The organism is Cyclobacterium sp. 10D3-21 (assembly GCF_055809755.1).
In genome coordinates this window covers 5,407,619-5,420,050 of sequence record NZ_CM147924.1, presented here as the reverse complement: position 1 = coordinate 5,420,050, position 12,432 = coordinate 5,407,619, and the positions used below count along the sequence as shown (strand labels likewise).

The window sequence follows — 12,432 nt, the reverse complement described above, 5'->3', positions numbered from 1 at the left end:
TAATAAATATACGATTCACATGGCAAGAAGAACTAACTTATTACTCCAACAATTACAAAAACGAATTTTGATATTGGATGGTGCTATGGGTACCATGATACAAAGATATGGCTTAAAGGAAGAAGATTTTAGAAATCAGGACCTTGCAGCTGTCAAGAAATCGTTAAAAGGAAACAACGATTTACTTTCTTTGACCCGACCGGGTATAATCAAAGACATACATAAAGCCTATTTTGAAGCGGGTGCCGATATTATCGAAACCAATACTTTTAGCAGTACCTCTATAGCCCAGGAAGATTATGGGCTGTCTGAGATAGCTTATCAACTTAATTTTGAGTCCGCAAAAATTGCGCGTGAGGTAGCGGATGATTTCTCTTCCCGAGAACCGGATAAACCCAGGTTTGTAGCTGGAGCAATTGGACCTACAAATAGAACTGCTTCACTTTCACCGGATGTCAATGACCCTGGATTTAGAGCGGTTAGTTTTGATCAACTGGTGGCTGCCTATTCTGAGCAGATAGAAGGTTTGTTGGATGGTGGAGTAGACCTGCTTTTGGTCGAAACGGTGTTTGATACTTTAAACGCAAAAGCAGCTATTTTTGCTATTCAGGAAGTGTATGAAAAGCGAGATATCCCATTAGAACCATCGGAAGGTGGTATTCCTATTATGGTCTCAGGCACCATTACTGATGCTTCTGGTAGGACACTTTCCGGCCAGACAACTGAGGCATTCCTGATCTCGATTTCACATGTTCCTTTACTTAGTATTGGATTAAATTGTGCATTAGGAGCGGCAGAATTGAGACCTTACCTAAAGGTGCTTTCGGATAAATCACCATTTAATGTGAGCGTATACCCCAATGCAGGTCTTCCCAATGAGTTTGGTGAATACGATCAGGGACCAGAAGAAATGAGTGAGGAAGTAAGCCTGTTTTTGAAACAAGGTTGGGTGAACATTGTCGGGGGATGTTGTGGGACTACACCTGAGCATATAGCAGCCTTGGCAAAATCAGCCAGTAATTTTCCACCTAGAATTAAGCAGGTATTAACCGAAGAAGATTAATTTCATGAGCAATTCTACAAAAGTGCCCAATTTACAGTTATCAGGATTAGAACCTTTGGTTTTTAATGAGACCCTAAATTTTGTAAATATAGGGGAGCGTACCAATGTGACTGGGTCTAAGAAATTTGCAAGGCTTGTACTTAACGACAATTATGATGAAGCCCTTGAGGTGGCCTTGGATCAGGTTAGGGGAGGAGCTCAGATTCTTGACGTCTGTATGGATGAAGCCATGCTGGACGGGGAAGCTGCCATGGTGAAATTTCTAAACCTAGTAGCCTCTGAACCGGAAATTAGCCGGATTCCAGTGATGGTCGATAGCTCCAAATGGAAAATTATTTTAGCAGGACTAAAATGTATCCAAGGCAAAGGAATCGTCAATTCAATTAGTTTGAAGAATGGTGAGGAGGAATTTTTATACCAGGCTAAAACGATCAAAAAGTTTGGAGCGGCTGTGGTTGTCATGGCTTTTGATGAAAAGGGACAAGCAGATTCCTATGATCGACGCATTGAAATATGTAAAAAATCCTATGACTTCCTTACCCAAAAGATAAAATTCAAACCCCAGGACATTATTTTTGATCCCAATGTTTTTCCAGTGGCTACTGGTATGGATGAACATAAAAACAATGCTGTAGATTATTTTCGTGCCACCAAATGGATCAAGGAAAACCTCCCTGGGGCAAAAGTAAGTGGAGGGGTGAGTAATGTGTCTTTCTCTTTTAGAGGAAATAATCCTGTAAGGGAAGCCATGCACGCTGTTTTTTTGTACCATGCAATTCAGCATGGTATGGATATGGGAATCGTCAATCCAGCAATGCTGGAAATATATGATGATATTCCAAAGGAATTGTTGGATCGTGTAGAGGATGTAATGTGGAACAAAAGAGAGGATGCAACCGAAAGATTGCTCGATTTCGCTGATTCTGTAAAATCCAAGGGGAAAAAGGGCAAGGAAGACGAGGCTTGGAGAAGTTTTACGGTAGAAAAGCGGATGCAACATGCCTTGGTTAAAGGAGTTCTGGATTATATTCTAGAGGATACGGAAGAGGCTAGGCTCAAATTAAAAGATGCGCTGAAGGTAATAGAAGGCCCGCTTATGGATGGGATGAATGTAGTTGGGGACCTATTTGGGGAAGGGAAAATGTTCTTGCCACAAGTAGTGAAAAGCGCAAGAGTAATGAAAAAAGCAGTGGCCTACCTTGAACCATATATGCCTTTACCAGGCACCAATGAGACCACAGGTGAGCAAGAAGACAATGTGAAGCGGATTCTACTAGCAACAGTCAAAGGGGATGTGCATGATATTGGTAAAAATATTGTAGGCGTAGTATTGGCCTGTAACTCCTATAAGATCATTGACTTGGGGGTAATGGTAGAAACAGATCGAATTATCCAGGAAGCACTAGCTAATAATGTTCATATTATAGGTCTAAGTGGTTTGATTACCCCATCTTTAGATGAAATGGTAAACGTGGCTGCTGAAATGGAAAGAAGAGGTTTGGATATTCCTCTTCTAATAGGAGGGGCAACTACTTCTAGAATTCACACAGCAGTTAAAATTGACCCGGTATACAGTGGCATAGTTGTTCATGTGGCAGATGCTTCCAAATCAGTTCCTGTAGCAGGGGACGCCATAAATAAAGAAACAAGAGACCAGTATAAAAAGGAAATAAAGGCTACCTATCAGAAACTTCGTGAGGTACACGCTGCCAAACAGGAAGTAAAGCAGATGGCTACTTATAAAGAAGCGAAATCAAATCCTGTAGCTATCGATTGGTCTACTTATGTACCTGCAAAACCAAAAAAATTAGGGGTGACGGTTTTAAAAGACATGGACCTCTCTATTATTAGGAATTATATTGATTGGACGCCATTTTTCAGTACCTGGATGCTTTCAGGTAGATTTCCAAAGATCCTCAAAGATCCAGTGGTGGGGACTGAGGCCCTCAAATTGTACAATGACGCCAATAAGATGCTAGACCGAATCGTAAACGAGGGTTGGTTAAAAGCCAATGCCGTTTTCGGCCTCTTTCCTGTACAAAGATCAGGAGACGATTTATTGGTTGATCCACAATTCACTGAAGGGAAACCCTTCTCGTTTCATTTTCTAAGGCAGCAAGGGCGAAAAGGAAAAGGTGTGCCTAACCGCTCTTTGACAGATTATATCCATCCTGATGCTACGGATTATATGGGAGGCTTTGCCGTTACAGCAGGTCTGAACATTGAGGCGAAGCTCAAGGACTTTAAGGAGCAGGGGGATGACTACAATGATATCATGCTTAAAGCCATGGCCGATCGCTTGGCCGAGGCAACTGCAGAATACTTGCATTTAAGAGTTAGAAAAGATTTCTGGGGCTATTCACCAGCGGAGTCTTTGGAAAATGAAGAATTAATTAAGGAGAATTACACAGGTATTCGTCCAGCACCAGGGTACCCTGCTTGTCCCGAACATTCAGAAAAGAGGACACTCTTTGACTTGTTGGAGGTGGAGAAAAATGCCAATATGACGCTAACAGATAGCTTTGCAATGTATCCAACTTCTTCTGTGAGTGGGTTTTATTTTGGTCATCCAGAAAGTAAATATTTTGGATTAGGCAAAATTGGAGAAGACCAAGTGGCAGACTATGCTCGTAGAAAAGGAGTCTCCTTGGCCCAAGCAGAAAAATGGCTTTCACCTAATCTTGCTTACACGCCTAAATTGACTTCAGCATCACAATAAGGGCATAGCACCAATTTGAATAATTGACACAAATGCTGTCAGTTCGCTGGTTTAATCAAGTTAAAGTAGGGCTATTGCCTATTTCGGATTAAAATAAGATTAGGGTAAATAAAATAAATTCAGGCATTTTTAAAAGCACTTTTCAGATTGCTTATCCATATACTATCATGAAGGTTACCGAATACTTAAAAAATACAGATAAAACACATTTTTCTTTTGAAATTCTTCCTCCCTTAAAAGGACAGAGTTTGTCCAACCTATTAGAAGGAATTACTCCTCTAATGGAATTTAACCCACCTTTTATAGATGTAACCTACCACAGAGAGGAGTACATGTATAAAAAACACGCGAATGGCCTCCTGGAAAAGATAAGTACCAGGAAAAGACCAGGGACTGTCGGTATTTGTGCGGCAATAATGAATAAGTTTAAGGTAGACGCTGTGCCTCATTTGTTATGTGGAGGTTTTTCCAAGGAAGAAACCGAAAATGCGCTTATTGACTTGTATTTTATAGGAGTAGAAAATGTATTGGCCTTAAGAGGAGATGCACCCAAATTGGAAGCAAATTTCATCCCCAATAAAGATGGGCACCGGTTTGCCTCTGAACTTGTAGCGCAAATCACAGGAATGAATCAGGGTAAATACCTTCATGACGAGACTGAGATTGGTTATCAAACTGACTTTTGTATAGGAGTTGCGGGATATCCCGAAAAGCATTTTGAAGCCCCTAGTTTAAATTTCGATTTGAAAAAGTTGAAAGCAAAAATTGATGCAGGAGCAACCTATATTGTAACCCAAATGTTTTTCGACAATCAAAAGTACTTTGATTTCGTAGAGAAAGTGAGGGCTGTAGGCATTAATGTACCGATCATTCCAGGGTTGAAACCCATCACTACCCTTTCTCAGATGGTTAACCTTCCGAAAATGTTTTTTCTGGATTTGCCTGATGATTTAATGGTGGAATTGGAAAAATGTAAAAGCAATGCTGATGTAAAAGAAGTAGGGATTGAGTGGGCTATTCAGCAAAGTAAAGAATTGGTGAAATTTGGAGTGCCTACCTTGCATTATTATACCATGAGCAAGGCAGATACTACCTATAAGGTAGCCAAAGAGGTCTTTTAATCTCAAATCGATACACAAAATGTCTCAATTTGAGTCAGTAATAATATTGGCGGATTGACAATGAAACGATTTCATGTTGGAAAAAGTAGTAATCACCTGTTTTGGGTATAAGCAGATTTGAAGCCAAAATCTTGTCCTGATTATTTCTCTTTTCGATGGTTAACGAAGGTAGCATTGTTTTTACAAAACACTAGATGGAGAATGCATTAGGAGATTTAAAGCCTGACTTTCTTTTTACGGGAAGAGTTGAAATCACAAAATAAATCGGGCTATTTGGAGACTTATGCATAGCTTTGCTACTGTGATACGAAAATAGCAGGGTAGCGATTGATTGTGAACTGACTAGATCTAGTAATACAATATCTATTGCCTATTTCGGGTTTTAACCCGGATTATGCAATAGATTTCGTGATGAGGGATTTAATCATAAAAAAATCAAGCTATTTGGAGACTGAATCATAGCCATGCTATGTTGAGGTCGAAAATAGCAACGAAGTGATTGATTTTAAAGTGATTACATCCCGTAATAGAATATCTATTGCTTATTTCGGGTTTTAACCCGGATTATGCAATAGATTTCGTGATGAGGGATTTAATCATAAAAAAATCAAGCTATTTGGAGACTGAATCATAGCCATGCTATGTTGAGGTCGAAAATAGCAACGAAGTGATTGATTTTAAAGTGATTACATCCCGTAATAGAATATCTATTGCTTATTTCGGGTTTTAACCCATAAAAAAAAACAATGTGGACTATAAGGAAGTAAGTGGCCAATTCGCCAATACAGGTCAATTAAGTTTTAAGGATTCTGCAGGAGGAAGCTTTGATTGGATAAAAATAGACCAATGGAAACCAGAAATGGAAGGTGTGTTTTTGGTGCATGAAATCTATCAGTTAAAATCCTTGGTAGGTAACTTTTCTGATGTTGCCTTGGATATTGTAGAATATGCTGCAGATCAGACGATTTTCCTAAGCCCCCAACCTTCATGGAATATAAATAAGGGTAAATCCGGTGGATTAATTAAGTTTGCATTGGTAAGCTCACCTTATTGGAAGCAGTTACTCCACCAAATTCGGGAAATTGTATTTCTGAAATGGCAGGATGAAGGGCTGCCTTCAGCTATCAAAGGGGCTCAAACTTTTCCTTTTAACAGGAAATCAAGAGTAATGGAGCTACATGAAGACGGTAAAGTGAAAATAATAAATGGATGAATCTGACAAGTTCTTTAGGAAATATTCAAACCTTTGAAAAGGTTGGTGAGATAGCGGATAAATTAAAATTGGAATCCTATGTAGTAGGTGGCTATGTTCGGGATATTCTATTAAAAAGGCCCAGCAAGGACATCGACTTTGTATGTATAGGTGATGGTATAAAGTTGGCAAAAGCAGTTGCTGAATCTCTGGACAACAAGCCTCCTGTTTCGGTTTTTAAAAATTTTGGCACAGCCATGATTAAAATAGGTGACTGGGAGCTGGAATTTGTTGGCGCCAGAAAAGAATCTTATCAGACCGATTCGCGAAAACCTAAAGTAGAGGCAGGGACGCTTCAGGAAGACCAGGAACGAAGAGATTTCACCATCAACACCTTAGGTGTTTCCTTGAACGCTAATAATTTTGGAGAACTTTTGGATCCTTTTGATGGTGTCAAAGACCTTAAAAGAAAAATCATTCGCACTCCTACAGATTCCAATATTACTTTTTCAGATGATCCTTTGCGGATGATGCGTGCCGTTCGATTTGCGGCCCAATTAAAATTTGATATTGAAGCCAGTACCTTTGATGGGATCATCAACAATGCCCACAGAATGTCCATAATTTCTGGTGAAAGGACCATTGTTGAACTCAATAAAATCATCATGACCGATAAGCCATCTTATGGGTTTAAGTTGTTATTTGTCAGTGGATTATTAAAAGAATTCTTTCCTGAGATGGTCGCACTTCAGGGAGTAGATTCAGTGGGTGACAAGTCGCACAAAGATAATTTTTACCATACATTACAAGTACTGGACAATGTAGCTGCCAGGTCGAATAGCCTTTGGTTACGGTGGGCAGCCATTATGCATGACATTGCCAAGCCACCTACCAAGCGATTTAATCAAAAAGTGGGCTGGACTTTTCATGGACATGAAGACAAAGGAGCCAGAATGGTCCCTGGAATTTTCAGAAGATTAAAGCTTCCGATGGATGAAAGGATGAAATATGTGCAAAAATTAGTAAAATTGCACCTGAGACCCATCGCTTTGGTGAATGAGAAGGTGACGGATGCAGCTGTAAGAAGGCTTCTTTTTGAAGCTGGTGACGATGTTGATGACCTAATGCAGCTTTGTAGAGCTGATGTTACTTCGAAAAACAACAATAAAGTCAAAAAATTCTTAGCAAATTTTGACAGGGTAGAACTCAAACTTCAAGAGGTAGAAGCAAAAGATCAGGTAAGAAATTTTCAGCCTCCTGTATCTGGTGACGAAATCATGGCTATATTTGGTTTGAAACCATCACGGGTGGTGGGAGATTTAAAAGAAGAAATCAAAGAAGCCATCCTGGAAGGACAAATACAAAACAATAAAATTGAAGCCTTGGAGTTAATGTACAAGTTAGCTGCAAAAAAAGGAATAGTGAAAACAACTTAATATAGATGATGAAAATGAAATTTGCCGTATTGATTTTGTTGCTGTCCATCAGCGCCCATAATATTTCCCTTGCCCAGGAAGAAACAAAAACCACACCTGTTCCAAAGGAGTCAAGTGAAAGCATTAAAGCTAAAAATGAGTCTGATAACAGAATTTATTCGCTTGCCATGAGATACAATGATGCCTCTGTGGCCAAATTGAAACTCTATGAGCTGATGGAAAGAAACCCTGGAAATCTTGCTTATGCTGAAACCCTTTCTTCCATGTATTTCGAAATGGAACAGTATGGTTCTGCAGCACTTGTTGCTTTGGATTTATTGGAAAGAAATGACAAAAGTTTGACAGCCTTAGAAGTGGCCGCATTCTCTCTCGAGCAATTGGGTGCATTGGAACGTGCATTGCCACATTTCGAGTCCCTTCACTTATTATCGGGAGACTTGTTCAGCTTGTATAAAGCTGGATACCTTCAATATACTTTAAAGAAATATGATGAAGGCCTTAATTCAGTCAACATGTTGATTAAGGACAGCAAAGCTGCAGAGCAAAAATTAAACTTCCCGAAAGGAGAGAACAATGAGATGCAGGAAGTAAGTATGGTAGCGGCAGCCGAAAACCTTAAAGGGTTGATTTATAAAGATCAAGGTAGTAATGCTGAGGCCAAAACGGCTTTCGAAGCAGCGTTGGCCATTAATCCTGATTTTGAACTTGCCAAAGAGAACTTGGCTGGATTGTAAATTAACCAACAGTCCTATTTAGTAGTGCGTATTGGATACCTGGAGGCAATGGATTTTGCTTTGGGGTATCCAATACGCATTTGTGGATTTCGGAGATGGTTGAACCTGGATTCGAAGAGATGAAAATGTAGCGTTGGGCAGCTGGCTTAGGTGGAGATTTTGTCAGCATTGTTGCAAAAAAACAGCAACAATACCGCCAAAATCGTGTTATGCTCATTGTTTTTACCAAGGGCTTTCGCCCTTGGCTACAAAAATATCACTCCTTTGGAGTTTTAGAATTCCTAAAATTTCACAGTCATCATCTACATGGAAAGTAAAGTTAAGCTGTAAAGCGGTAGATGCATTCAAAGATCATGGTATAAGTATTAGAAGGGAATGGCTTAGGTGGAGATTTTGGCGGTATTGTTGCAAAAAACAGCAACAATACCGCCAAAATCGTGTTATGCTCATTGTTTTTACCAAGGGCTTTCGCCCTTGGCTACAAAAATATCACTCCTTTGGAGTTTTAGAATTCCTAAAATTTCACAGTCATCATCTACATGGAAAGTAAAGTTAAGCTGTAAAGCGGTAGATGCATTCAAAGATCATGGTATAAGTATTAGAAGGGAATGGCTTAGGTGGAGATTTTGGCGGTATTGTTGCAAAAAACAGCAACAATACCGCCAAAATCGTGTTATGCTCATTGTTTTTACCAAGGGCTTTCGCCCTTGGCTACAAAAATATCACTCCTTTGGAGTTTCAGAATTCCTAAAATTTCACAGTCATCATCTACATGGAAAGTAAAGTTAAGCTGTAAAGCGGTAGATGCATTCAAAGATCATGGTATAAGTATTAGAAGGGAATGGCTTAGGTGGAGATTTTGTCAGCATTGTTGCAGAAAAGACAGCAACAGTACCACCCAAATCCTGTTATGCTCATTGTTTTTACCAAGGGCTTTCGCCCTTGGCTACAAAAATATCACTCCTTTGGAGTTTCAGAATTCCTAAAATTTCACGGTCATCATCTATATGGAAAGTAAAGTTAAGGTATAAAGCGATAGATGCATTCAAAGATCTTGGTATAAGTATTAGAAGGGCATGGATTAGGTGGAGGTTTGTCAGCATTGTTGCAGAAAAGACAGCAACAGTACCACCCAAATCCTGTTATGTTCATTGTTTTTACCAAGGGCTTTCGCCCTTGGCTACAAAAATATCACTCCTTTGGAGTTTTAGAATTCCTAAAATTTCACGGTCATCATCTATATGGAAAGTAAAGTTAAGGTATAAAGCGATAGATGCATTCAAAGATCTTGGTATAAGTATTAGAAGGGCATGGCTTAGGTGGAGGTTTGTCAGCATTGTTGCAGAAAAGACAGCAACAGTACCACCCAAATCCTGTTATGTTCATTGTTTTTACCAAGGGCTGTCGCCCCTGTCTACAAAAATATCACTCCTTTGGAGTTTTAGAATTCCTAAAATTTCACAGTCATCATCTACATGGAAAGTAAAGTTAAGCTGTAAAGCGCTAAGACCTTAGCAGCATAAATTAAGACCAATTAATTTGGATTAAATCCCAAGGCCATTGATTTTATCTTTTTATTTTAAAATAGTTGCTGGAATAATCAGACCTGGAAAAAGTAACCTCGGATAATTAGCTGAGGTAATGGCTGGGTTAGCTTTAAATTGTCATGTGTTCAACTTGTGGTAGAATGATTTTTTCTCAGAAGTGATTCCCTCACCTAAAAAGCTTGGTCTTTGTGTGTTTCTGGTTTGAGGGAGGGTTAAAATCACAAATGCTGAAGGCTTTCCTCCGTTTTATTTCCATTTTAGGGAATAAAATTGCAGTTTTGCAGAAATATAAACAGCTCATGACCGTACGCTTCCAGTCACTGAAAATCATCACAGAAAAAGAAATTCTACCTGCCGCTGATTATGTTTTTGATGGGAAAACCATAAAAGCAGCAAGCAGCGATAACCCTACCGAAGACCAAATAATGGTTGATTGCAAGGGCTTATTGGGCTCTAAGGGATGGACTGATTTAAGGTGTTTTTCTGGCGAACCGGGGCAGGAATATCGCGAAACCCTTGAAACTCTTGCCAAAGCACTTATGCAAGGGGGTATGACTGAGGCTGTTTTGCTGCCCAATAGTAATCCCCCTATTCAGTCCAAAAGTGAGGTGGCCTATTTAAAAAACCACAGCAATTTTTTGTTTCCGACTTTTCATGTTCAGGCGGCTGTTACCAAAAATTTTGAAGGCAAAGAACTTACAGAAATGTTGGACTTGAACCATTATGGTGTAAAGCTGTTTGGTGAAGGCTTGATATCGCTGTCTCATTCAGATCGCATGATGAAGGCCTTACAATACCTTCAAAAATTCAATGGCGTGTTATTCGAACAGAGTCAAGATCCAATGCTGGCACTTTTTGGTCAGATGCATGAAGGCATTCCTTCCACCATGCTGGGATTAAAAGGTATCCCGGATCTAGCTGAAGAAGTAGCCGTACAAAAAAACCTGGAAATACTTCGATATACTGGAGGTAAGCTGCATTTTCAGACGGTCAGCACCCGTGGTGCAATTGAGCATATTCGAAAAGCCAAGAAGGAAGGTTTAGCAGTGACGGCGGATGTATCCATCTATCAATTGCTTTTCACTGACGATGACTTATTGGATTTTGATACCCATCTTAAGGTACTGCCTCCTTTTCGAGGAAGAGCACAACAAGAAGCACTAATAGAAGGATTACAGGATGGGACCATAGATGCTTTGGTATCAAACCATATCCCTCATGAGCTGGATGCTAAAAACATGGAATTTGACCTTTCACCATTTGGGATGGCAGGTTTGCCTACCTTTGTGCCTGCAGTGGTCAAATTATCGAAAGAATTGGGGTATCCATTATTGATTGAAAAGTTAACAAAAGGACCTCAAAGCATTTTAGGGAACAAGTCCAATGTATGGGATAGTCTCACTGTTTTTGATCCAAGTGAAGAATGGTTGTTTGACGAAAAAAGCAATGCTTCTTTGGCCGCCAACAATCCCTACTTCAATCAATCATTAAAGGGAAAAGTAAAATACCTGATTAACAAGGGCAAAATAGAAGGGTTAAATGAATAGGTATTTAAAAGCAGCATTACCGTTTGGCTTGTATGGTGGTGGACTGTGTTTTTTGGGATATTTGACCATTTATTGGTTGGATATTGAGCCCATTAGTATGAATCTCATTTTAGGATACCTGGTTATTCCCATATTTGTTTTTTTTAGTGTAAAAAATTTCCGGGACAATTATAACGAGGGGAATTTATATTTTGGGCAGGGAATGACAGTAGGGTTTTTTACTTACACAATTATCGCAATGATTTCAGCCTTTTATATTTTTGGGAGTATCCAGTTGGATCAGGAATTATTTTCCACATTTAGAGAAATCAACCTGGAGTTGATGAGTGCCAACAAAGAAGTTTTAGAGGAGAAATTAAATGCAGCCGCTTATGAAGAAACATATGCGAATATTTCTAAAATGACAGTATTTGATGTTGCATTAAACGATTTTTTGAGAAAAATATTCCCCGGATTGTTCTTTACCATCATAATTTCCATAATTTTAAAGAGAAACGTTGAATTTTAATCATCTTTATTATGGAACAACAAACAATATCCCCTGCAAAAGCCGCACTTAAACCTGGGTTGGTCACCGGTTTAGTCATGTTGACGATCACCTATCTAATTTATTTTATAGACTATAGTTATTTAGTATCTGCCTGGTATGGTTTGGCTGCTCTCATTTTTTTCTTTGGGCTTGTGATCTATTTTGGCATGCAATACCGCAAGGAATTAGGTGGTTTTATGTCCTTTGGCTCAGCCTTTCAGTTTGCATTTGTCACTTTAATCATCGCTGGATTAATTTCCTTGGTAGGAAATATCCTTTTGTATCAAGTTATCCATCCCGGTCTGCCTGAGCTGCTGGTGAAGGTTCAACTTGAAAACATGATGGAAATGCTAGATAACTTCGGTGCTGGCGAAAGTCTTTCTAGTGACCAAATCAATGATATGCGTAGGGATATGGGAGATTCGTATACCTTTGTAGGACAAATCAAAAATTTTGGAATTGCTTTAATTATCTATGCCGTTCTTTCATTAATTCTAGGAGCAATTATCAAAAAAAGAGATAAATCAACTGACTTTTAATTGAA

9 protein-coding genes are annotated in these 12,432 nt (G+C 39.2%); all 9 read left to right on the top strand.

The genetic code is table 11. The features are described 5' to 3' along the window. Positions 1–19: 19 nt before the first annotated feature. The 9 genes from AC0L7T_RS20885 to AC0L7T_RS20845 all read left to right on the top strand — a co-directional run bounded on the left by AC0L7T_RS20885 (position 20) and on the right by AC0L7T_RS20845 (position 12,427). Entirely contained in the window at positions 20–1,063 is a 1,044-nt protein-coding gene (locus AC0L7T_RS20885; RefSeq protein ID WP_473338128.1) for a homocysteine S-methyltransferase family protein, read from the top strand. 4 nt (positions 1,064–1,067) lie between these two features. After that, on the top strand, positions 1,068–3,782 hold the full coding sequence (gene metH, locus AC0L7T_RS20880; protein WP_473338127.1) for a methionine synthase: 2,715 nt from the start codon (positions 1,068–1,070) through the stop codon (positions 3,780–3,782). A 167-nt stretch (positions 3,783–3,949) separates the two neighbouring features. Next, the gene (gene metF, locus AC0L7T_RS20875) at positions 3,950–4,903 is read left to right on the top strand and encodes a methylenetetrahydrofolate reductase [NAD(P)H] (protein WP_473338125.1); all 954 of its coding nucleotides are present in this window, start codon (positions 3,950–3,952) and stop codon (positions 4,901–4,903) included. A 748-nt stretch (positions 4,904–5,651) separates the two neighbouring features. Further along, positions 5,652–6,116 carry a hypothetical protein gene (locus tag AC0L7T_RS20870; RefSeq protein ID WP_473338123.1) on the top strand — a complete coding sequence of 155 codons (465 nt, stop codon included), beginning with the start codon at positions 5,652–5,654 and terminating at the stop codon, positions 6,114–6,116. Further along, positions 6,113–7,531 carry a CCA tRNA nucleotidyltransferase gene (locus AC0L7T_RS20865; RefSeq protein WP_473338121.1) on the top strand — a complete coding sequence of 473 codons (1,419 nt, stop codon included), beginning with the start codon at positions 6,113–6,115 and terminating at the stop codon, positions 7,529–7,531. The genes AC0L7T_RS20870 and AC0L7T_RS20865 overlap by 4 nt, the downstream gene beginning before the upstream one ends. Before the next feature lie 5 nt (positions 7,532–7,536). Continuing rightward, the gene (locus AC0L7T_RS20860; RefSeq protein WP_473338119.1) at positions 7,537–8,265 is read left to right on the top strand and encodes a tetratricopeptide repeat protein; all 729 of its coding nucleotides are present in this window, start codon (positions 7,537–7,539) and stop codon (positions 8,263–8,265) included. 1,825 nt (positions 8,266–10,090) lie between these two features. Next, complete coding sequence (locus AC0L7T_RS20855) at positions 10,091–11,359, top strand: dihydroorotase (protein WP_473338118.1); 1,269 nt, start codon at positions 10,091–10,093, stop codon at positions 11,357–11,359. After that, on the top strand, positions 11,352–11,867 hold the full coding sequence (locus tag AC0L7T_RS20850; RefSeq protein WP_473338116.1) for a DUF4199 domain-containing protein: 516 nt from the start codon (positions 11,352–11,354) through the stop codon (positions 11,865–11,867). Before AC0L7T_RS20855 ends, AC0L7T_RS20850 begins: the two co-directional genes overlap by 8 nt. Positions 11,868–11,878: 11 nt before the next feature. Further along, positions 11,879–12,427, top strand: a complete 549-nt coding sequence (locus AC0L7T_RS20845; protein WP_473338114.1) for a DUF4199 domain-containing protein — start codon at positions 11,879–11,881, stop codon at positions 12,425–12,427. Positions 12,428–12,432 lie beyond the last annotated feature (5 nt).

Excerpts from the sequence above, each read along its gene's own strand:
- AC0L7T_RS20885 (WP_473338128.1), top strand. The coding sequence starts at position 20 with ATGGCAAGAAGAACTAACTTATTACTCCAACAATTACAAAAACGAATT.
- metH (WP_473338127.1), top strand. The coding sequence starts at position 1,068 with ATGAGCAATTCTACAAAAGTGCCCAATTTACAGTTATCAGGATTAGAA.
- metF (WP_473338125.1), top strand. The coding sequence starts at position 3,950 with ATGAAGGTTACCGAATACTTAAAAAATACAGATAAAACACATTTTTCT.
- AC0L7T_RS20865 (WP_473338121.1), top strand. The coding sequence starts at position 6,113 with ATGAATCTGACAAGTTCTTTAGGAAATATTCAAACCTTTGAAAAGGTT.
- AC0L7T_RS20860 (WP_473338119.1), top strand. The coding sequence starts at position 7,537 with ATGATGAAAATGAAATTTGCCGTATTGATTTTGTTGCTGTCCATCAGC.
- AC0L7T_RS20850 (WP_473338116.1), top strand. The coding sequence starts at position 11,352 with ATGAATAGGTATTTAAAAGCAGCATTACCGTTTGGCTTGTATGGTGGT.
- AC0L7T_RS20845 (WP_473338114.1), top strand. The coding sequence starts at position 11,879 with ATGGAACAACAAACAATATCCCCTGCAAAAGCCGCACTTAAACCTGGG.